This window comes from Streptomyces sp. ISL-1, assembly GCF_018614585.1.
Classification (GTDB): Bacteria; Actinomycetota; Actinomycetes; order Streptomycetales; family Streptomycetaceae; genus Streptomyces; species Streptomyces maoxianensis.
In genome coordinates, this window is record NZ_JAGGOI010000060.1 from 1 (window position 1) to 20,949 (window position 20,949).

The 20,949-nt window shown below is 70.6% G+C and carries 19 protein-coding genes and 2 pseudogenes; 15 read left to right on the top strand and 6 right to left on the bottom strand.

Features of this window, described 5'->3' with window-relative positions; all coding sequences use genetic code 11:
* Nucleotides 1-146: 146 nt before the first annotated feature.
* Nucleotides 147-1,754: a DHA2 family efflux MFS transporter permease subunit gene (locus tag J7E87_RS32270; protein ID WP_215098175.1), complete on the bottom strand. Its 1,608-nt coding sequence runs from the start codon at nt 1,752-1,754 to the stop codon at nt 147-149.
* A gap of 159 nt (nt 1,755-1,913) precedes the next feature.
* Between J7E87_RS32270 and panB the strand changes: the two genes are divergently transcribed.
* The 4 genes from panB to J7E87_RS32290 all read left to right on the top strand — a co-directional run bounded on the left by panB (nt 1,914) and on the right by J7E87_RS32290 (nt 5,229).
* Nucleotides 1,914-2,774: a 3-methyl-2-oxobutanoate hydroxymethyltransferase gene (gene panB, locus J7E87_RS32275; RefSeq protein ID WP_215098176.1), complete on the top strand. Its 861-nt coding sequence runs from the start codon at nt 1,914-1,916 to the stop codon at nt 2,772-2,774.
* Between the two features lie 149 nt (nt 2,775-2,923).
* Complete coding sequence (locus J7E87_RS32280; protein WP_215098177.1) at nt 2,924-3,289, top strand: cupin domain-containing protein; 366 nt, start codon at nt 2,924-2,926, stop codon at nt 3,287-3,289.
* Between the two features lie 114 nt (nt 3,290-3,403).
* Entirely contained in the window at nt 3,404-4,405 is a 1,002-nt protein-coding gene (locus J7E87_RS32285) for an ATP-binding cassette domain-containing protein (RefSeq protein ID WP_215098178.1), read from the top strand.
* Entirely contained in the window at nt 4,402-5,229 is an 828-nt protein-coding gene (locus J7E87_RS32290) for an ABC transporter permease (RefSeq protein ID WP_215098179.1), read from the top strand. Before J7E87_RS32285 ends, J7E87_RS32290 begins: the two co-directional genes overlap by 4 nt.
* A gap of 13 nt (nt 5,230-5,242) precedes the next feature.
* Here J7E87_RS32290 and J7E87_RS32295 read toward each other — a convergent pair whose 3' ends face one another.
* Nucleotides 5,243-8,761 (bottom strand): BTAD domain-containing putative transcriptional regulator, encoded by a 3,519-nt coding sequence (locus J7E87_RS32295; RefSeq protein WP_308313160.1) that lies wholly within the window; start codon nt 8,759-8,761, stop codon nt 5,243-5,245.
* Nucleotides 8,762-8,912: 151 nt separating this feature from the next.
* Between J7E87_RS32295 and J7E87_RS32300 the strand changes: the two genes are divergently transcribed.
* Nucleotides 8,913-9,719, top strand: coding sequence for a site-2 protease family protein (locus J7E87_RS32300; RefSeq protein ID WP_215098181.1), 807 nt, complete (start codon nt 8,913-8,915; stop codon nt 9,717-9,719).
* Nucleotides 9,720-9,790: 71 nt separating this feature from the next.
* Here J7E87_RS32300 and J7E87_RS32305 read toward each other — a convergent pair whose 3' ends face one another.
* Both J7E87_RS32305 and npdG read right to left on the bottom strand, forming a co-directional pair.
* Nucleotides 9,791-9,982 carry a hypothetical protein gene (locus tag J7E87_RS32305; RefSeq protein WP_215098182.1) on the bottom strand — a complete coding sequence of 64 codons (192 nt, stop codon included), beginning with the start codon at nt 9,980-9,982 and terminating at the stop codon, nt 9,791-9,793.
* Nucleotides 9,983-10,053: 71 nt separating this feature from the next.
* The gene (npdG, locus tag J7E87_RS32310) at nt 10,054-10,767 is read right to left on the bottom strand and encodes an NADPH-dependent F420 reductase (RefSeq protein WP_215098183.1); all 714 of its coding nucleotides are present in this window, start codon (nt 10,765-10,767) and stop codon (nt 10,054-10,056) included.
* Between the two features lie 95 nt (nt 10,768-10,862).
* Between npdG and J7E87_RS32315 the strand changes: the two genes are divergently transcribed.
* Together J7E87_RS32315 and J7E87_RS32320 are read left to right on the top strand one after the other, a co-directional pair.
* On the top strand, nt 10,863-11,468 hold the full coding sequence (locus tag J7E87_RS32315) for a hypothetical protein (RefSeq protein ID WP_215098184.1): 606 nt from the start codon (nt 10,863-10,865) through the stop codon (nt 11,466-11,468).
* Nucleotides 11,469-11,541: 73 nt separating this feature from the next.
* Nucleotides 11,542-12,828 carry an MFS transporter gene (locus J7E87_RS32320; protein WP_215098227.1) on the top strand — a complete coding sequence of 429 codons (1,287 nt, stop codon included), beginning with the start codon at nt 11,542-11,544 and terminating at the stop codon, nt 12,826-12,828.
* A gap of 196 nt (nt 12,829-13,024) precedes the next feature.
* On the opposite strand, the gene J7E87_RS32325 is transcribed toward J7E87_RS32320, so the two are convergent.
* Entirely contained in the window at nt 13,025-13,258 is a 234-nt protein-coding gene (locus J7E87_RS32325) for a hypothetical protein (RefSeq protein ID WP_215098185.1), read from the bottom strand.
* A gap of 59 nt (nt 13,259-13,317) precedes the next feature.
* Here J7E87_RS32325 and map point away from each other — a divergent pair, with 59 nt between their 5' ends.
* On the top strand, nt 13,318-14,175 hold the full coding sequence (gene map, locus J7E87_RS32330; RefSeq protein ID WP_215098186.1) for a type I methionyl aminopeptidase: 858 nt from the start codon (nt 13,318-13,320) through the stop codon (nt 14,173-14,175).
* Nucleotides 14,176-14,324: 149 nt separating this feature from the next.
* Entirely contained in the window at nt 14,325-14,996 is a 672-nt protein-coding gene (locus tag J7E87_RS32335; protein WP_215098187.1) for a heme oxygenase (biliverdin-producing), read from the top strand.
* On the opposite strand, the gene J7E87_RS32340 is transcribed toward J7E87_RS32335, so the two are convergent.
* Nucleotides 14,986-15,690: a PhzF family phenazine biosynthesis protein gene (locus J7E87_RS32340; RefSeq protein ID WP_308313162.1), complete on the bottom strand. Its 705-nt coding sequence runs from the start codon at nt 15,688-15,690 to the stop codon at nt 14,986-14,988. The two genes, J7E87_RS32335 and J7E87_RS32340, sit on opposite strands and share 11 nt — an antisense overlap.
* Before the next feature lie 51 nt (nt 15,691-15,741).
* Between J7E87_RS32340 and J7E87_RS32345 the strand changes: the two are divergent.
* The 6 genes and pseudogenes from J7E87_RS32345 to J7E87_RS32370 all read left to right on the top strand — a co-directional run.
* Nucleotides 15,742-15,960, top strand: a pseudogene (locus J7E87_RS32345) (iron chelate uptake ABC transporter family permease subunit); the annotation flags it as partial.
* 184 nt (nt 15,961-16,144) lie between these two features.
* Nucleotides 16,145-16,378 (top strand): annotated as a pseudogene (locus J7E87_RS35690) (hemin ABC transporter ATP-binding protein); the annotation flags it as partial.
* Nucleotides 16,379-16,519: 141 nt separating this feature from the next.
* A complete protein-coding gene (gene efeO / locus J7E87_RS32355; protein ID WP_215098189.1) occupies nt 16,520-17,662 on the top strand; it encodes an iron uptake system protein EfeO in 1,143 nt (380 codons plus the stop codon).
* 127 nt (nt 17,663-17,789) lie between these two features.
* The gene (gene efeB / locus J7E87_RS32360) at nt 17,790-19,025 is read left to right on the top strand and encodes an iron uptake transporter deferrochelatase/peroxidase subunit (protein ID WP_215098228.1); all 1,236 of its coding nucleotides are present in this window, start codon (nt 17,790-17,792) and stop codon (nt 19,023-19,025) included.
* A gap of 24 nt (nt 19,026-19,049) precedes the next feature.
* On the top strand, nt 19,050-20,018 hold the full coding sequence (gene efeU, locus J7E87_RS32365) for an iron uptake transporter permease EfeU (protein ID WP_215098190.1): 969 nt from the start codon (nt 19,050-19,052) through the stop codon (nt 20,016-20,018).
* A complete protein-coding gene (locus J7E87_RS32370) occupies nt 19,936-20,886 on the top strand; it encodes a hypothetical protein (RefSeq protein WP_215098229.1) in 951 nt (316 codons plus the stop codon). Before efeU ends, J7E87_RS32370 begins: the two co-directional genes overlap by 83 nt.
* Nucleotides 20,887-20,949 lie beyond the last annotated feature (63 nt).

Below are 20,949 nucleotides of genomic sequence, written 5' to 3' on the forward strand. Positions count from 1 at the left end.
GGTGGCACGCCCCGCGGTGGCACGCCCCGCGGTGGCAGGCCCCGCGTCGCGGGGAGGGCGGTTGCGGCGGGCGGGAGGATCCGCGTCGTGGCCGCGGTTGTCCTGGTGGTCGCTCACCGGCACGTCCGGTCCGCCTCTCGTCATCGTCATCGCCCGCTGACGGGCAGCGCCCGCCCCGGAGCGCCTTCGGCGCTCTCCCGTTCCGGCTCGGGGTCTCCGTCCGGCAGGAAGACCGCCACCACCAGCGCGCCGATCAGCGCCACACCCGTCGAGACCAGCGCCGTCAGATGCATCGCGTGCAGGAACGCCTCGTTCGCCGGGCCGATCAGCGCCCTGCCCGCCGGGCCGAGTTTCTCCGCGGCCGCGAGCGTCGCCTCGATCGATTCGCCCGCGGCCTGGCGGGCGCCGCTCGGGACCACTGAGAGGTGCCCCTCGATCGCCCCCCGGTACTGCGTGGACAGCAGCGACCCGAGCACCGCGATACCCAGTGCCCCGCCGACCTGGCGGAAGGTGTTGCTGACCGCCGAGCCGGACCCCGCCTTCTCGCGGGGCAGCGACTGCATCACCGAGACCGTCACCGGGGGCGTGATGAGCGCCATCGCCACGCCCTGCATCAACAGAACCAGTTCGATCACCCACAGCGGGGTCGAGACATCGAACATCACGAAAGCCGCCAGCACCATTGCGACCAGCAGCATGCCGACCGTGCACACCGACCGCGCCCCGAACCGGTCGACGATCAGCCGCGCGCGCAGCGCGACGACCATCTGCGCCACGGCCAGCGGCAGAATGAGCAGGCCCGCTTCCAGCGCGCCGTAGCCGCGCACGCTCTGCAGATAGAACGCGGAGAAGAAGGTCACGCCCGTCAGCGCGAAGAAGACCAGCGCGATCGCGGTGACCGCCGCCGCGAAGGCGGGCCTCTTGAAGTACGTGATGTCGACGGCCGGATGGTCGGTGCGCCACTCGTGGAGGACGAAGCAGACGAGTACCACCAGACCGCCCACCATCGGCAGCAGCACGGACGGCGCCGAGAAGTCCGCCAGCTCGCCGCCGCGGATGATTCCGTACACCAGCAGGATCAGCCCGATGATGGACAGCATTACGCCGAGTGGGTCCATACGACCGGGGTTGGGGTCCCTGGAGTCCGGCAGGAGCAGCGCCATCGCGATCAGCGCGACGACCACGACCGGCACGTTGATGAGGAAGATCGAGCCCCACCAGAAGTGCTCGATGAGCAGCCCGCCGGTGATCGGGCCGATGGCCATGCCGACGCCGACGCTGCCCGCCCAGATGCCGATCGCCCTGGGCTGCTCGTGGCGCTCGAACACGTCCATCACTACGGCGAGCGTCGCCGGCATCACGAAGGCCCCGCCGAAGCCCATCACCGCGCGGTACGCGATCAGCTCGCCGGGCGAGCCGGAGAACGCCGCCAGGGCCGAGCCGACGCCGAAGACGGCGACGCCGAAAACCAGCACCTTCTTGCGGCCGATGCGGTCGCCGAACAGGCCCGCGGTGAACAGCAGCCCCGCGAATACGAGCGTGTAGGAGTTCATGGCCCACTCCAGCTCGCTCTGGGTCGCGCCGATGCCCGTGGGCTCGGGGCTGGCGATCGTCTTGACCGCCACGTTCAGGATCGAGTTGTCCAGCACGACGATGAGCAGGCCGAACATCAGGACGGCCAGGATCGCCCAGCGCCGCCGGTGGACGGCCTCGGGTATGCGGGGTGGAGCAGGTGCGCCGGACAGAGTCGACATGATCCCCTGCGTTACCTATTTCCGATACGAGACCGTCTCGTATAGGGCACTTTACCGAATGTACCGGTCCTCTTCCGCCGGAGCGGCACGAGGTGCCACCATGGGGGTGATCCGGGGACGCCGTGAGGGCGCCTCGAGATGACGAAGGAGCCGTTGACCATGACGCTTCAGGCTGCCCAGAAGCCCACCGACAGCAGCAAGGCGCTGTACGGCGGTAAGGGCACTCGCCGCATCACCGTCCACGACATCGCCGCCGCCAAGGAGCGCGGCGAGAAGTGGCCGATGCTCACCGCATACGACGCGATGACCGCGTCCGTCTTCGACGAGGCCGGAATCCCGGTCATGCTCGTCGGCGACTCCATGGGCAACTGTCACCTCGGCTACGAGACCACCGTCCCGGTCACGATGGACGAGATGACGCTGCTGTCCGCCGCCGTAGTACGGGGCACCAAGCGAGCCCTCATCGTCGGCGACCTCCCGTTCGGCTCGTACCAGGAAGGCCCCGTCCAGGCCCTGCGCAACGCCACCCGGCTGGTCAAGGACGCGGGCGTCGGCGCGATCAAGCTGGAGGGCGGCGAGCGCTCGCTCGGACAGACCGAACTGCTCGTCCAGGCGGGCATCCCGGTCATGTCGCACCTCGGCCTGACCCCGCAGTCCGTCAACACCATGGGCTACCGCGTCCAGGGCCGCGGCGACGAGGCCGCCCACCGGCTGGTCCGCGACGCCAAGGCGGCGCAGGACGCGGGTGCGTTCGCCGTCGTCCTGGAGCTCGTCCCGGCCGAGGTCGCCGCCGAGGTCACCCGCAGCCTGCAGATCCCGACCATCGGCATCGGCGCGGGCCCCGACACGGACGCCCAGGTCCTCGTCTGGACCGACATGGCGGGCCTGACGGGCGGCAAGGTGCCGCGCTTCACCAAGCAGTACGCCAACCTGCGCCAGACGCTCGGCGACGCCGCGAAGGCCTTCGCCGACGACGTCGTCGGCGGTGCGTTCCCGCAGGAGGAGCACACCTTCCACTGAGCACCGCCCAACAGCCACCCCCGGTACAGACGACAGCCCGCCGACATCCCCCATCGGCGGGCTGTCGGGGTTCGCGCGACCCCCGGGAGGCCTCGGCGTAGCCTGGAACTGGACTCGGGAGGCACTCTCCGCCCGGGAGGCGGATGACCATGACGGGAATCGTTGCCAAGAACTTCGATTCGGCCGATGAGACCCGGCCCTTCGTGGAAGGCAAGGGAAACGTCGCCCTTCTCAACACCGACCAGGGTCCGGTGGGCAAGGCCGTGTTCGAGCCGGGCTGGCAGTGGTCCAAGCACGTCAAACCCCTTGCGGGCACCGAGAGTTGTCAGGCCGCTCACGTCGGATACATCATCAGCGGACGGATGAAGATCGTCATGGACGACGGTGAGTCCGTGGACACGGGACCCGGCGACTTCATCTCCGTCACACCCGGCCATGACGCATGGGTGCTGGGGGACGAGAGTTGCGTCATGATCGACTGGGCCGGCTTCGGGGACTACGCCAAGCCTGCCTAGTACTGACCCTCCACGGGGCCCGACCTGCCCCTCCCCCCGTTGTCGGTGCGGCTGTCACCGGCTTGTCGGTGATCTGTCGGCAGGCTGTCGGTGGCGGCTGCAATCGTGTACGGCATGACACGAATCGACAAGAACGCCGTCGAGGTACGAGGCCTCGTAAAGCACTACGGCGAGACGAAGGCACTGGACGGGGTGGACCTTGACGTGCGCGAGGGCACGGTCCTCGGTGTCCTCGGTCCCAACGGCGCCGGCAAGACGACACTTGTGCGCTGCCTCTCCACCCTCGTCTCCCCGGACGCCGGCCACGCCGTCGTCGCCGGCTACGACGTGCTGAGACAGCCGCGCCAGCTGCGCCGCGTCATCGGCCTCACCGGGCAGTACGCCTCGGTCGACGAGAAGCTGTCCGGCTGGGAGAACCTCTACATGATCGGGCGGCTGCTCGACCTGTCGCGCAAGGACGCCCGGCTACGGGCCGACGAGATGCTGGAGCGCTTCTCGCTCACCGAGGCCGCGAAGCGCCCCGCGATGCAGTACTCCGGCGGCATGCGCCGACGGCTCGACCTGGCCGCCTCGATGATCGGCAGCCCGGCGGTGCTCTTTCTGGACGAGCCGACGACCGGCCTGGACCCGCGGACCCGTAACGAGGTCTGGGACGAGGTGCGGCGGATGGTCGCGGACGGGGCGACCGTACTGCTGACCACCCAGTACATGGAGGAGGCCGAGCAGCTGGCGAGCGAGCTCACGGTCATCGACCGCGGGCGGGTCATCGCCAACGGCCGGGTGGACGAGCTCAAGGCGAAGGTGGGCGGCCGCACCCTGCAGATCCGGCCGAGCGATCCGGCGCAGCTGCCCGCGATGGCGGCGGCGGTCGCCGACGCCGGTCTGGACGGGCTCGCGGGGGCGCAGGCCGTCCTGGACGAGGGACTGCTGTACGTGCCGATCCTGAGCGATGAGCAACTGACCGCGGTGGTCGGTCTGCTGGGCGTTCGCGGCTTCGGCATCGCGCACATCGGCACCCATCTGCCCAGCCTGGACGAGGTGTTCCTGGCGATCACCGGTGAGAAGACCCTGTCGTCGGAGATCTCCGACACGATTGCTGAGGAGGTCGCCGCATGAGCGCGGTAACGATCACTGCCGCGCCGGCGAAGGCGCTTCCCGGCGAGGGCCGGATCGGTCTGCGGGCCAATGTGCGGCACATCGGCGCGCTGGTGCGCCGCAACGCCCTGCAGATCAAGCAGGACCCGGAGTCGATGTTCGACGCCGTGCTGATGCCGATCGTCTTCACGCTGCTGTTCGTGTACGTCTTCGGCGGCGCGATCTCCGGCAAGGGCAACCAGCAGGCGTACGTGAACTATGTGATCCCCGGCCTGATGGCGATGATGGGCATGAACATCGCCATGGCGGTGGGCACCGGCGTCAACGACGACTTCAAGAAAGGCGTGATGGACCGCTTCCGGTCCATGCCGATCGCCCGGTCCTCCGTTCTCATCGCGAAGATCGTGGTCGAGATCGGCCGGATGCTGGTCGCCACCGCCGTCCTGCTCGGCATGGGCTTCCTGCTCGGCCTGCAGATCCACACCTCGGTCCTCGAACTGGCCGCGGCTATCGGCCTGTCCGTGGTCTTCGGCGCCTCGCTGATGTGGATCTTCATTCTGCTCGGTCTCACCATGAAGACGGCCCAGGCCGTCCAGGGGGTGGCCATGCTGGTACTCATGCCGTTGCAGTTCGGGTCGTCGATCTTCGCGCCACCGACCACGATGCCCGGCTGGTTGCAGAGCTTCACCGACTACAACCCGCTCTCCAACCTCGCGGACGCGGCACGGAATCTGATCAACGGCGGCCCGGTCGCCGACTCCGTGTGGATGACGCTCGGCTGGGCCGCGGTCATTACGGCGGTCACGGCGCCACTCGCGGTCGCCAAGTTCCGTAAGAAGACCTGATCCTGACGCAAAGTCACACCAGGGCGGCGGCCTCATCGGGTGAGAGGACGCCGCCCTCGGCGTAGGCGGCCTCGTAGGCGGCGTCGTCACCGAGCGCCGTGCGCACCGCGGCCTCGGAAGAGGCCCTGTTCTCCCGCTCGTAATGGGGCGCGAAGTGGCCGTGCGGCAGCATGGCGTCGGACGCGCCGAGCAACCGGGCCGCGTCCGGCGCGCGCTCCGGGCGTCCCCGGGCCAGCGCGCCGGCGGCGGTGACCATGTACACGGACGGCATCTGCGGGGCGACCATCCGGGTCAGCGGATCCTTCGCCTTAGCCAGTGCCGTACGCGCCCGCTCCAGAGCCGGCTCGTACTCGCCGTCGAGGAGATCCAGCCAGGCGAGGTAGCCGAACACAATGCCCTCGAAGATCGCGAAGGTGTTGGACCTGAACTGCTCGAGCAGCCGCTCGATCTCGACGCGCGCCTCCTGGGTGCGGCCGGTGCGGCCCAGCCACAGGCCCAGCAGCAGCCGGGCGATGGCCGTCGACTCGTTCCCCAGGTTCGTGCCCGTGGCCAGCACCTCGCGGATGAGCGCCTCGCCGCGCTCGCCCTCACCCGTCTCCATCAGATTGCCGCCGAGGCGCGTGCGCAGCACGGCCGCCTGGGCCTGGGCCCCGATCCGCTCCGCGTACCGGATGGCGGCCGTGAAGTCCTCTGCGGCCAGCGGGTATTCACCGCGCCGCTCGTGCGCCTCGCCTCGCGCGGACAATGCCTCGGCGGCGCCCCAGGCGTCGCCGAGCCGGGTGAAGATTTCCAGCGCCTCGTCGGCGTCGCCGGCCGCGTCGCCGGCCCACTGACTGCGGTTGGCGAGGACATTGGCCCGCGCCTGGAGGGATGCGGCGAGCTCCCACTCGTATCCGTACGCGCGGCAGGCGTCGACGGTCTCGTTCAGCAACTCCCTGAGCCGCTCGTTGTCTCCGGTGACCACGACGGCGAAGAACCAGAGCGATCCCGGAGGCCGGCAGGTCTGCGGCAGCCCGGGCCGGTAGACCTGGGTGACCCTGCCCAGCCGCTCCAGCCTCTCCGGCGAGGTCCACTCGTCCATGTCGTAGTCCATGAAGACCATCCGGATCAGCGCCGCGCCACGCCTGGCCTCCTGCAGCAGCTCGGGCGACATGGGCGGCGGCGCGTCCGTGAAGCGCTCGAAGACCGGCTGCGCGGGCTCGACGGGCGACGCGAACGGGTCGGGGCCGAGCTCGCCCACGACGGTGGTCCAGTGCCTGGCCTCGGTGCGCAGGTCCTTCATCTGCCAGTACCAGGCCAGCGAGAGGAGGAGGTGGAGTGCCTCCTGCTCGTCGCGGGCGGCGACGGCACGGCGGAGCGCGGTGCGCAGATTCTCGTACTCCAGTTGCAGCAGGCCGATGGCGGCGCGCTGGCCGGGGCCGCGCAGCAGGGGATCGGTGGTGCGCGCCAACTCCCGGTAGTGGAGCAGGTGCTGCCACTCGACGGCGGCGCGTTCGGCGGCCTCGTCGAGCCGCTCGGCCGCGTACTCGCCGACCGTTTCGAGGAGGCGGTAGCGCATCTGCCCGTCGGACGTCGGGGCGGCGACGACGAGGGACTTGTCGATGAGCGAGCCGAGCGCGTCGGCGACGTCCAGGCTGCCGCGGTCCGTTCCGGAGTCCGCGCAGACCGCCTCAGCGGCGGGGAGGTCGCAGCCGCCCGCGAAGACGGACAGCCGCCGCAGGACGGCGCGTTCGGCGTCGTCGAGCAGGTCCCAGGACCAGTCGACGACGGCACGCAGTGTCTGCTGACGGGGCAGTACGGTACGGCTTCCGCTGGTCAGCAGGCGGAAGCGGTCGTCGAGACGGTCGGCGATCTGGCGCGGGGTGAGCATCCGCAGGCGGGCGGCGGCGAGTTCGATCGCGAGCGGCAGTCCGTCGAGGCGGTGACAGATCTCGGCGGACGCGGCGGCGGTGGCCTCGTCGGCGTCGATACGGAATCCGGGCCGGGCGGCGGCGCCGCGGTCGGCGAGCAGCTGCAGCGCCATCGGGTCGGGCAGCGGACCGACCGGGCGCACCAACTCGCCCGGCACGCCCAGTGGTTCACGGCTGGTCGCCAGCACCGTGACGTCCGGGCAGCTCTCCAGCAGCCGCTCGGCGAGCGTGGCGGCGGCGTCGACGACATGCTCGCAGTTGTCGAGGAGCAGCAGCATGCGACGGCGTGAGCAGTGCTCGGCCAGCCGTACGAGAGGGTCGTCGCTGTGCCGCTCGGCGGCCCGCAGTTCCTCCGCGCCGGCGCCGCGCAGCACGGTCTCACGGGCGCCGAGCGCGGTGAGGACGGCCTCGGGCACGGTCTCGGGGGCGTCCACGGGGGCGAGTTCGGCCAGCCAGACGCCGTCCGGCCAGGGGCTCTCTTGTGCCCCAGTCCCGTCGACGGCCCGCTCGGCGGCCTCCTGCGACAACCGGGTCTTCCCGGCCCCGCCGGGACCGAGCAGAGTGACGAGCCGGGCGCGACGGAGGTCGTCGTGGATGGCGTGGATGTCGGCGTCCCGCCCGACGAAGGAGGTGAGCCGGGCGCGGAGGTTGCCCGGAGCGGGCCCGGGGCTCCTCCCCGGACCCCGCGCCTCAATCGTCGGCGTGGCTGGATTCGGGTCTCCGCCCGGGGCCCCGCTCCTCAATCGCCGGAGGGGCTTGGAAGTCTCGTCGGCGGGGCTCGAGTTTCCGCCGGCCGGGCGGAAACTCGATCCCGTGGGGGTCCACCCGGACGAAGACTGGGCGAGATCGGGAACAACGCCCGAAAAGCGTGGGGTCTGGGGGCTTGCCTCCAGTAGCGAGGCGGGGGCAAGCAACTCCGCGTGCAGTGCGCGCAGTTCACGGCCCGGGTCCGCGCCCAGGCGGTCCGCGAGGACGGTGCGTACCCCCTCGTACGCCGCCAGCGCCTCCGCCGTACGCCCCGCGTCCCGCATCGCTCGCAGCCTCAGCACCTGCAGGCGCTCGTCCATCGGGTGTTCCTCGCACAGCGCGGCGAGTTCCGACAGCGCCTCGTCCGCGCGGCCGAGCGCCAGCGCCGCCGCGAGGCGTGCGCGGCGGGCGTCCAGCCGACGGGCCTCCCAGCGCGCGGCCTCTGCCGTACGGTCGGGCAGATCGGCCAGCACCGGCCCCTGCCACAGCCCGAGCGCGTCGTCCAAGAGCGCCGCCGCCTTCACCGCGTCGCCCTCGTCCAGCGCCCGCGCCCCCTCCCCCGCGCGCCGGTCGAAACGGTGCAGGTCCACGTCGTCGCCGTCGGCGCACAGCCGGTATCCGCCGCCGGGCGCCGACGCCACCGCCGCATGCCCGAGCGCCCGCCGCAGCCGTCCGACGAGCGCCTGGACCGCGCCCACCGCGTCCGCCGGCGGGTCGCCGGCCCACACCTCGTCGACGAGGACGCCGACCGGGACCGTACGCCCCGGTCGCAGGGCCAGTACCGCCAGCAGCGCGCGCAGCCGCGCACCGCCGAGCGCGACGGGCGTGCCGTCGTCGTGGAAAACCTGAGTGGTGCCGAGTACCCGATAGCGCACCCACCCATTGTCACCGGTACGCAGCCGGAACCGCGCAGCAATAACCGGCGCGAACGAGGGCAGCAGGAACCTCGCCGCATCCGTGGGACGTTCACTCCACGCCACCGGTACGGTCGACCGCACACCCCGCATATCTCCAGGAGCCGCACCCATGACCACCGCCACAAGACGCCACAGCGACCGGAGGATCAGCCCGGTCTTCCTCGGAATCGCCGCCGTGATGGCGGTGACCGGCTGGGCGGTGTGGACGAACTTCGCGGCAAGCCCGGGGATCGCCGTGTTCCTGTTCGTCACCTCGGCATGGATCGTCTCGCTCTGTCTGCACGAGTACGCGCACGCACGCACCGCGTTGCACAGCGGCGACATCTCGATCGGCACCAAGGGGTACTTGACGCTCAACCCCCTCGCCTACACGCATGCGATGCTCAGCATCGTGCTGCCCGTGCTGTTCGTGATCCTGGGCGGCATCGGCCTGCCCGGCGGCGCGGTCTTCATCGAGCGCGGCCGCATCACGGGACGCTGGAAGCACAGCCTGATCTCGGCGGCAGGGCCCCTGACGAACCTGCTGTTCGCGGTCGTGTGCACCGCGCCGTTCTGGCTGGATGCGCTGGACGGGGTGCCGATGGTGTTCCGGTTCGCGCTCGCGTTCCTCGCGCTGCTCCAGATCACGGCCGCGATTTTGAACTCCCTGCCGGTGCCGGGTCTTGACGGCTACGGCATGATCGAGCCCTGGCTCTCGTACAAGATCCGCCGCCAGGTCGAGCCGTACGCACCGTTCGGGCTGCTCGCCGTCTTCGCCCTCCTGTTCATCCCCGAGGTGAACATCGCGTTCTTCGGCGTGATCGACACGGTGCTGAGCGGGCTCGGCGTGCAGGAGGACTACAGCTACTGCGGCCAGGACTTCTACCAGTTCTGGAGCGACCGGAACCCCGGCTGTGAGGCGGTCGCCAACCGGTAGCGGTCAGCCGGTAGCGGTCAGGCGGGGGCCCGCCGGTAGCCGTCAGCCGGCGCGGCCGACCCAAGCAGCGGTCAGCCCGTGGCCCCGCCGCCGGCCTGGCGCTCGGCCTTCGCCCGGCGCAGGTAGTACCAGGCCATGTTGGAGGCCAGCCCCGCGAGCGCCACCCAGACGATGCCGAGCAAGCTGCCCCGCGCGAAGGAGATCACGGCCGCGACGACGGCGAGCGTGCAGACGATCAGGGTGTAAAGAGCGAGGCGGGGCATGGGGTGCGGCTCCTGTCGGGTGTTGTACGTCCCGCCCAGTGTCCCCCACGCCCCTCTCGCGGCCGCACCGCCTACACGTCGGTGACGCGCAGACCCGCGTGCGCCTTGTAGCGGCGGTTCACCGAGATCAGGTTGGCGACCAGCGACTCGACCTGGTGGGCGCCGCGCAGCCGGCCCGCGAAGATTCCGCGCATACCGGGGATGCGGCCCGCCAGCGCCTGCACGATGTCGGTGTCCGCGCGCGCCTCGCCCAGCACCATCACATCGGTGTCGATCTCCTCGACCGAGGGGTCCTGCAGCAGCACGGCGGAGAGGTGGTGGAAGGCGGCGGTCACCCGTGAGTCGGGCAGCAGGACGGCGGCCTGCTCGGCGGCGCTGCCTTCCTCCGGCTTGAGTGCGTACGCGCCCTTCTTGTCGAAGCCGAGCGGGTTGACGCAGTCCACGACGAGCTTGCCCGCGAGCTCCTTCTGCAGCGTTTCGAGGGTCTTGGCGTGCCCCTCCCACGGCACGGCCACGATCACCACGTCGCTGCGCCGCGAGCACTCCGCGTTGTCGGCGCCCTCGATGCCGAGACCGAGCTCGGCGGCCGCGGTCTCGGCGCGCTCCGCGACCCGGGATCCGATGATCACCTTCTGCCCGGCCCTGGCCAGCCGGTACGCGAGCCCGCGGCCCTGGTCGCCGGTGCCGCCGAGGACGCCGACAACCAGGCCGGACACGTCGGGGAGGTCCCAGGGATCCTTGGCCGGGGCCTTCGGCGCGGTGCCTGCACTGTCACTAGAAGTCATGAGGCCGACCTTACTTCGTAGTATCGGCGCCCGAACGGGTGAGCTGCTCGCAACCCCGCCCCGCCCGGCGCGTAGGTGGTGCAGGATGCGGGGCCATGGATGCGGTACGCGTCGCGCTGCTGCGCGAAGTCCTGGCCGGCACGGCGTGGCCCGCGGCGACCCGGCGGTTCGCGGGGGTGCTGCGGTCGTCCGTCGTGCCGCAGGGCGGCGGACTGCTGCTGGTGGGCACCGAGGAGTACGAGCCGTGGCATCTGGCCGCGCATCTCGTTGACGAGGCGGCCTGGTCCGGGCAGCCGGAGCTGACGCCGACCCTCGTACGCCACCGGGTGCGGCCCGGCGGCCCCGCCCAGCTGGCGGTCGGCCTCGGCAGGCTGGAGGCGGCACGGCGGGGCGAGACCCTGCTGGTGGTGGCGCCCGCGCGGCCGGACGCGGGTCTGCTCGAGCGGGTGCACGACGCGCGGCGGGCCGGGGCGACGGTTCTGGCGCTGGACGGCGGGGACCCGGAGGTGCACGGTCTGGCGCACGAGGCGCTGACGGTGGCGGAGCGGGCGGACGAGGTGGACATCGACACGGTGCAGCATCTGGTCAGCGCGGCGGCGGGGGAGAACAGCCTGCCGGTGGCCCGGGGCAGGCGGAGCTTCCGGGACCGTCTGTCGCGGCTGGCGGACCAGCTGACGTCGCCGCCACCGTCGCGCTGGTAGACCCAGCCATGCCGGTAAATCGGTTGCTCGGGGTCACCACAGCCACGGACCATGGCGCCTTGTGACCGCGACCATGGCCTCCAGGCTCTCCGCCATCCTCCCCGACCTGTCGCCCTGGCGGTCCTCTCGCGATTTCCGGCTGCTGTGGGTCCAGGGTCTGGTCACCTACTTCGGCAGTTTCATGGCGATGATCGCGCTGCCGCTGCAGATCAAGGACCTCACCGGATCCCCGCTCGCGGTCGGCGCGATGGGCGCGGTGGAGCTGGTGCCGCTGGTGGTCTTCGGCCTGTACGGCGGGGCGCTGGCCGACGCGGTCGACCGCCGCAAACTGATCCTGGGCACCGAGGCGGGCCTTGGTCTGCTGGCCGTGATCCTGCTGGTGAACGCGCTGCTCCCGGATCCGATGCTGTGGCCGCTGTATGTGGTCGCGGCCGGGGTCTCGGCGCTCGCAGGTCTGCAACGCCCGGCGCTGGACTCCCTGATGGCCCGCATCGTCCCGCACGACCAGTTGACTGCGGCGGCCGCGCTCAATGCCCTGCGCTGGCAGCTCGGCGCGATCGCGGGACCTGCGCTGGCGGGTCTGGTCGTGGCATACGCGGGTCATGCGCCGGCGTACGCGATCACGATTCTCGGCTTCATCGCGTCCGTACTGCTGTGTCTGCGCCTCGCCGAGGCGCCGCCCGCGCACGACGCGGAGAAGCCGTCACTGCGCGGGATCGCGGAGGGGGCGCGCTATGCATGGTCGCGCCCGGTGCTGCTCGGCACGTACGCGATCGACCTGGCGGCGATGTTCTTCGCCTTCCCGAACACGATCTTCCCCTTCTTGGCGGACGACCTGGACGCGGAGTGGGCGCTGGGCCTGATGTACGCGGCAGGCTCTGTCGGCTCGGTGGTGCTGAGCCTGACCAGCGGCTGGACGTCCCGGGTGCGACGGCACGGACTGCTCGTGGTCTTCGGCGCTGCGGGCTGGGGGCTGGCGATCGTGGCGGCCGGCCGGCTCTCGAACGTGTGGCTGGTGCTGCTGTGCCTGGCGTTCGCGGGGGCGGGCGACATGCTGAGCGGACTGGGCCGCTCGACGATCTGGAACCAGACGATTCCGGAGGAGCTGCGCGGCCGCCTGGCAGGCATCGAGGTGCTCTCGTACAGCGTCGGTCCGCAGCTGGGCCAGGTCCGCGCGGGCGCACTGGCGGGCTGGACGGGGACCCGCCCGGCGATCTGGAGCGGGGGCGTGGCGTGCGTGGCGTCGGTGGGGCTGCTGGCGGCTGCGCTGCCGAAGCTGCTGACGTACGACGCCGAGACGGACGAGGACGCGGTGCGGAGGCGGGCGCAGAAGGAGGAGGCGGCGGCGGTGCGGGCCTGACCGCCTGCGGCCACGAGGCTCAATTCGAGCCTGTCCGGCGATTGAGGACAACGCCCGAAGGGCCTACCAGGGGCGGTGCGCGGGCGCCGCCCCCGGTTACCGGAAGGGGCGGGGTGGGGGAAGCGCCGCGGGCAACCCCGCACCGCCGCGCCCCGCACCCCTGCGCCGACCTCGTCGTCCTCCCCCGCCCCCGTGGCTACGCGGGGTCGTCGCCCGCCGGGCGGTTCGCGTCGTGCCAGCGGGGGTCGTTCTCCCACTCGAGGTTCCGCTCCCGCGCGATCTCCATCGCGTGTGCCGCCTCCTCGCGAGACGCGTACGGACCGAAGCGGTTCTTCGCCGGGCACTCCGGGCCCTCTTCGACCTTCTTGTGCTCCAGGCAGTAGTACCACTCGCCCGGCTTTCCGACCGTGCGCTTCTTGAACAGGGCCATCGTCGGCTCCTTCCTCTGTGGCCATGCTGCCCCATGGCCCCCTGGTTAGACTCGCTGGCATGTCTGGCCAGTCGCTGCTCGTCCCAGGGGAGCTCTCTCCCATCCGCTCCGTCCCCGGAAACATTCCGCGCCCCGAGTACGTCGGGAAGCCCGCGCCCACCCCGTACACCGGGCCGGAGGTCCAGGACTCCGACACCGTCGAGCGGATGCGCATCGCGGGTCGCATCGCCGCGCAGGCGATGGAGGAGGCCGCCAAGCACATCTCACCCGGCGTGACCACCGACGAACTCGACCGGGTCGCGCACGAGTTCATGTGCGACCACGGCGCGTACCCCTCCACCCTCGGCTATCGCGGCTTCCCCAAATCACTCTGCTCCTCGGTCAACGAGGTCATCTGCCACGGAATCCCGGACTCCACCGTCCTGAGCGACGGTGACATCGTGAACCTCGACGTCACCGCGTACATCAACGGCGTCCACGGCGACAACAACGCCACCTACCTCTGCGGCGACGTCGACGAGGAGTCGCGCCTGCTGGTGGAGCGGACCCGGGAGTCCCTCAATCGCGCCATCAAGGCGGTCAAGCCCGGCCGCCAGGTCAATATCATCGGGCGGGTCATCGAGTCGTACGCCAAGCGCTTCGGCTATGGAGTGGTCCGCGACTTCACCGGGCACGGGATCAACTCCTCGTTCCACTCCGGGCTGATCATCCCGCACTACGACGCCCCGCACGCGACCACCGTCATTCAGCCGGGCATGACGTTCACGATCGAGCCGATGCTGACGCTCGGCACGCATGAGTACGACATGTGGGACGACGGCTGGACCGTGCTGACCAAGGACCGCAGGCGGACGGCGCAGTTCGAGCACACCCTGGTCGTGACAGAGACGGGCGCGGAGATCCTCACGTTGCCGTGATCGCCGGAAGGCGTAGAATTTTTACCGACAGGACGTCGGGAACACGTTGACTTAGGTAAGCCTAAGTAGGAAGCTCGGTAGTGGCAATCGCCAGTGCTGCTGCCGCTGCCGCTTCCTTTCCCCCTCCCATCGGTCCCTGGAGGCCCGCCTTGGACGCCACCGGCACGCCCCCCGGCACCCCCTTCTCGACTCTCATCCGTGTCGCGTCGCACGAGCAGCACACCGAGGCGGAGACCTCGGCCTTCATGAGCAATATGCTCGGCGGCCGACTCGGTGTGCGGGCGTACGCGCGCTACACCGAGCAGTTGTGGTTCGTGTACCGGGCGCTGGAGGAGGGTGCCCAGTCGCTGCGGGAGGACCCGGTGGCGGGGCCGTTCATCCGGCCCGAGCTGATGCGTACCGCCGAGCTGGAGCGCGATCTCGCGCACCTGCGGGGTCCGGACTGGCGCACGGGCCTCGCGCCGCTGCCCGCGACCGCCGCGTACGCAGCGCGGGTCGCGCAGTGCGCGCGCGACTGGCCGGCGGGGTATGTGGCGCACCACTACACGCGATACCTCGGGGACCTGTCCGGCGGCCAGATCATCCGCGACAAGGCGGAGCGGACATGGGGCTTCGCGCGCAAGGGCGACGGGGTGCGGTTCTACGTATTCGAGCGGATCCCGAACCCGTCGGCGTTCAAGCGGGGTTACCGGGAACTGCTGGACGCGGTGGACGTGGACGACCTGGAGAAGCAGCGGATCGTCGACGAGTGCAAGCGGGCATTCGAGTACAACGGGGCGGTGTTCCGGGAGCTCGGGGCGGAGTTCCCGCTCAGCGCGTAGCCGGTACGGGAAGGGGAACGGAGGCCGCGAGGCGTACGCGGCCGCCGATCTCGATGGTGCCGTCGGGGCCGGGTGCGGTCAGGATCTGCGACCCGCGGCCCTGGGTGATGTTCAGGGCCCGCCCCAGTTCGGCAGTGAGCAGCAGCGCGGCGGCGCCGGTCGCCTCGTCCTCGACGATGCCGTCGTCGCGCCGCGGGAAGGCGCGGACGCGTACGCGTCCGGCGGCCTCGTCCTGCCAGGCCCAGGCGTAGAGCCGGCCCTCCCCGGATGGCGGCGCGGACAGCGCGTCGACCTCGGCCGCGGATGCGTACCGCTCCAGCCGCCACGGTGGCGCCCACTCGGGGCGCGCGGTGATCCAGGTGAACTCCCCGTCCTGCCGGGCCCACACCTCTTCCGCGGCGGATGCCTCCCCACCCAGGACAGGGGAAGGCTGAAGCGTCTCCAGATCCAGCAGCCAGGCCGCGCCGACAAGGGGGTGCCCGGCGAAGGGAAGCCGGCGGCCGGGGGTGTAGATGTCGACGACGCCGCGCTCGGGGTCGTCGACGAAGACGGTCTCGCTGAACCCGAGTTGGGCGGCTGTGGCCTGCCGGGACGCCAGGTCGGGACAGGTGCGGCCGTCGCGTACGACTCCGAGCGCGTTCCCGTGCCGGCCGTCGGGCCCGCAGAAGACGCTCAGTACGTCCAGTTCGTTCACCCAACCATTCAAGCAACCGCTTCGCGGCCTGGCGAGCAAGGTAGGGCTAACCCGCATCTGCTGCGTATGGCGCACGGACCGGGCCACCGGTACCTCGTCCCGGGCAGCGCGCTCGGCGGCGCGCTGATGCTCGTCGCGGGGGACCTCGCCGCGCGGACCGTCGCCCAGCCCGCCGAGCTTCCCCTCGGCGTGCTCACCGCGCTCTTCGGCAGCCCGTCCTTCTTCTGGCTGCTGCGCAGGAGACGTCGTAGGCAAGGAGGTTGGGCGTGAGGGCCCTCAAGGAGCCTCTTCGCGGCGCGCGGGCGCGAGCTGCCCGCTCCCACCGCCCTGGGCAGCCCACTCGTCGAGGCGCGCGCACTGTATGTGCGGCTCGGGCAGCGCGAGTTCCTCAGCGGCATCGATCTCGCCGCCCGGGCCGGCGAAGTGCTCGCGCTCGTCGGGCCCGCGCCCTCGTCGGGCCCGCGCCGCGGCCGGGGACGCGGTCGTCGTCGTACTGCACGACCTCGACCTCGCTGCCGCGTACGCGGACCGGGTCGCCGTACTGCACCGCGGACGGATCGCTGCCGACGGTCCGCCCGCCGGGGTGTTCGACGACGAACTGCTGAGGCGGGTCTACCGCCGGCCGGTCGAGGTGCTGGCGCACCCGCGGACCGGAGCGCCACTGGTCCTGCCGAGGAGGGCAATTTGACGCTCGCTTGACCCTCCCGTGACAGCGCCGTGGCCGAGGCCCGGATTTGAGAGCTACATCACTGGACCCGCGGGTATTGCTCAGGTAAGCCTCGGTTAAGTTAGGTCCGCCTCACCCGTACCCGTCCTCTGTGGAGCCCGTATGCGAGCCGTCCGTCTGTCCGTCGTCACCGCCGCCGCAACCGCCGCCGCCCTGACCGCCGTCACGGGCTGCGCCGACAAGAGCGACGCCAAGGGCGGCGACGGTGGCATCGTCGTCACGGCGAAGGACGACTCCTGCGAGGTGTCGAAGAAGGAGTTCCCGGCCGGCCATGTCGAGCTGGCCATCGAGAACAAGGGCTCCAAGGTCACCGAGGTCTACCTTCTCTTCCCCGACGACCGCATCGTCGCCGAGCGCGAGAACATCGGCCCCGGCACGAAGCAGAAGCTCACCGCCGAGGTGAAGGCCGGTACTTACGAGGTCGCCTGCAAGCCCGGTATGAAGGGCGACGGCATCCGCCGACAGGTTACCGCCACCGGCGAAGGCAAGGCCGCCCGGCGCAGCCCCGAGATGGACGCAGCCGTCGCCGCGTACCGCAAGTACGTGCAGACGCAGGCCGACGAGACGCTGCCGAAGGCGAAGGTCTTCGCGGACGCCGTGAAGGCCGGCGACATCGAGGCCGCCAAGAAGGCATACGCCGACTCCCGCATCGGCTGGGAGCGCACCGAGCCGGTCGCCGAGTCCTTCGGGGACATCGACCCGAAGGTCGACCTGCGCGAGGACGGTCTGGAGAAGGACCAGAAGTGGACCGGCTGGCACACCCTCGAGAAGGCGCTGTGGCAGACGAAGAAGGTCGGCCCCGCGGAGAAGGCCCTCGCCGACACCCTCATCAAGGACCTGACGGACTGGCAGAAGAAGGTCGGCACGGCCGAGATCTCCCCGACCTCCATGGCCAACGGCGCCAAGGAGCTGCTGGACGAGGTCGCCACCGGCAAGGTCACCGGTGAGGAGGAGCGCTACAGCCACACCGACCTCGTCGACTTCAAGGCGAATGTCGAGGGTGCGCAGAAGTCGCACGAGCTGCTCAAGCCGGTCGCCTCGAAGAACGACCCGAAGCTCGTCGCCGAGCTGGACAGGCAGTTCGCGGCGCTGAACAAGCTGCTCGACAAGTACCGCAAGGACACCACCTCGTACGAGTTCACGTCGTACGACAAGGTCGGCAAGGCGGAGCGCAAGGAGCTCAGCGACGCGGTCAACGCGCTCGCCGAGCCGCTGTCCAAGCTCGCCGCCGCGGTTGTGAAGTAGAGGGGGGCACCACATGTCCGAGCAGACCAAAGACATGTCCGAGAAGGCCGCGGACGTGCCCGCGGAGGCCGCAAACGTGCCCGCGGAGAGCGCAGGCGCGTCCGACGAAACCGGCAGGTCCGAGGAGATGGGCGGCACGGCTCCGTCCCGTCGTGCGCTGCTCGGCTGGGGCGGTGCGGGCCTCGCGCTCGGCGCCGCCGCTGCCGGCGGCGCGGCGCTCGCCGTGGGCCGCGAGGACACCGCAGTGCCCGCCGCCTCGAGCGGCGCGGCCGTTCCCTTCCACGGCGCGCACCAGGCCGGCATCGCCACCGCCGTTCAGGACCGGCTGCACTTCGCGACCTTCGACGTGAAGACGAAGGACCGCTCCGAGCTGATTCAGCTGCTCAAGGACTGGACGCGGGCGGCCGAGCGGATGACGGCCGGGCAGGCTGTCGGCGAGGGCGCGTACGGCGGTCCGGGAGAGGCCCCGCCGGACGACACCGGCGAGGCACTCGGCCTCAAGCCGTCCCGGCTGACGCTGACCATCGGCTTCGGCCCGTCCCTGTTCGCCAAGGGCCGCTTCGGCCTTGAGGGCAAGCGCCCGGGCGCCCTGGTCGATCTGCCGAAGTTCCCCGGCGACAACCTCGATCCGGCGCGCAGCGACGGCGACTTGTGTGTACAGGCCTGCGCGGACGACCCGCAGGTCGCGGTGCACGCGATCCGCAACCTCGCCCGGATCGGCTTCGGCAAGGTCGCGGTCCGCTGGTCGCAACTCGGCTTCGGCAAGACCTCGTCGACGACGCCCGACGCGCAGACCCCGCGCAACATGATGGGCTTCAAGGACGGCACCCGGAACATCGCCGGGACGGACACGGCGGGGCTCGAGAAGCATGTCTGGGTGTCCCAGAAGGACGGTCCGGCCTGGATGACGGGCGGCTCCTACCTCGTCGCGCGCCGGATCCGGATGAACATCGAGACCTGGGACCGTACGTCGCTGACGGAGCAGGAGGACATCTTCGGCCGGGACAAGGGCGAGGGCGCCCCGGTCGGCAAGGCCAAGGAGCGCGACGAGCCGTTCCTGCCGGCGATGCTGCCGACCGCGCATGTGCGGCTCGCGCACCCGGACACCAACGGCGGCGCGAAGCTGCTGCGCCGCGGCTACTCCTTCACCGACGGCACGGACGGCCTGGGCCGCCTGGACGCGGGGCTGTTCTTCCTCGCGTACCAGCGCGACGTCCACAAGGGCTTCATCCCGGTGCAGCGCTCCCTCGCGGCGAGCGACGACCTCAACGAGTACATCCAGCACGTGGGTTCGGCGCTGTTCGCGATCCCGCCGGGCGTCCGGGACAAGGACGACTGGTGGGGCCGGGCGCTGTTCTCCTGACCCGCTCGTAGGAAAGGACCCGACGTGTTCGGCAACTATCTCATCGGCCTGCGCGAGGGCCTCGAAGCCAGCCTGGTCGTCTGCATCCTCATCGCGTATCTGGTCAAGACCGGGCGACGGGACGCGCTGCGTCCGATCTGGATCGGCATCGGGGTCGCGGTCGCCATCTCGCTCGGCTTCGGCTTCGCGCTCGAATACGGCTCGCAGGAGCTGACGTTCGAGGCGCAGGAACTGCTCGGCGGCACCCTGTCCATCCTCGCGGTGTGCCTGGTGACCTGGATGGTCTTCTGGATGCGGCGCACCGCGCGGCATCTGAAGTCCGAACTGCACGGCAAGCTGGACGCCGCGCTGCAGATGGGTACGGGCGCACTCGTCGCGACCGCCTTCCTGGCGGTGGGCCGCGAGGGCCTGGAGACGGCGCTGTTCGTCTGGGCGTCGGTCCGGGCGGCCACGGACGAGAGCCACAGCACGCAGGCGCCGCTGCTGGGCGTCCTGCTCGGCATCGCCACCGCGATCCTGCTGGGCTGGCTGTTCTACCGGGGCGCGCTGCGGATCAACCTGGCCAAGTTCTTCACCTGGACCGGCGGCATGCTGGTCGTCGTGGCGGCCGGTGTGCTGGCGTACGGCGTCCATGACCTGCAGGAGGCCCGCTTCCTGGGCGGTCTGGTGGACAAGGCGTTCAACATCAGCACGACGATCCCGCCGGACACCTGGTACGGCACGCTGCTGAAGGGCGTCTTCAACTTCCAGCCCGACCCGACGGTCCTCCAGGTCACGGTGTGGGTGCTGTATCTGGTCCCGACGCTCGGGCTGTTCCTGGCCCCGGTAGGGTTCGGACGGTCAGTGGGGGTCAAGGAGCAGAAGGCAACCGATGAGAAGGCTGAGTCGGGCAGCGACAGGGCTCGCGGCGATGACGGTGTTGTGCCTGACGGCGAGCGGGTGCGTGACGGTGCACGGGGAGCGGGAGATCGTACCGTCGGCGACGAAGTCTGAGGCCGCGCAGGCGCTCAAGGACTTCACCGACGCGTACAACAAGGCGGACAAGGCCTACGATCCGGCTCTGGACGCGGCCCATGTCACCGGTGCGCTCGGCGCGATCAACCAGGCCGGCCTCAAGGCGCGCAGCGTCAACTACCCAAACGGCAACCCGCAGCATGTGCCGCTGGAGCTGACGGACGCGAAGTTCGCAATCCCGAAGAAGGCGGGCTGGCCGCGGTTCTTCCTCGCGGACGTCGACTCCAACCGCGACCAGGACAAGGGCGCGCTGGACAACCGCTGGGTGCTGGTCTTCGTACGCAGCGACGTGGACCAGCTGTGGGAGGCCGCGTATCTGACGATCCTGTCTCCCGGCCGGATACCCGCCCTGAAGACCGACGAGGACGGGTGGGCCGAGCCGGTCGCGCCGGACAGCGCCGCGCTGGCGGTCGCTCCGCGCGATCTGAGCGAGGAGTACTCCTCGTACTTGCAGAACGGCAAGCCGGAGCACTTCAAGGACGGTCCGCACACCTCGGGTTGGCGCGAGTCCCGCAAGAAGGACTCGAATCTGCCGGGGATGTCCACGCAGTACATCGACCAGCCGCTGGACTCCGACGACTTCGCGCCACTCGGTCTTGTCACCGCGGACGGCGACGCGCTGGTCTTCTTCGCCATGCGCAACTACGAGCGGCAGACCGCCGCGAAGGGTGTACGGCTGAAGGTCCACCCGGATGTGAAGGCGCTGCTGACGGGCGACGTGAAGTCCACGGTCACCAAGGAGCGGGTCTCCAGCCAGGCGGTGACGGTGCCGACGGTTGGCGCGGGGGGCGGGGACGTCGATGTGCTGGGCCGGCTGACGGGTCTGACGGCGGCGAAGGGGTCGTAGCGGTACGCCAGTTGACCGCAGCGCGCTTCCCGAACCGGGGTTCCGCCCCGAGCCCCCGCACGC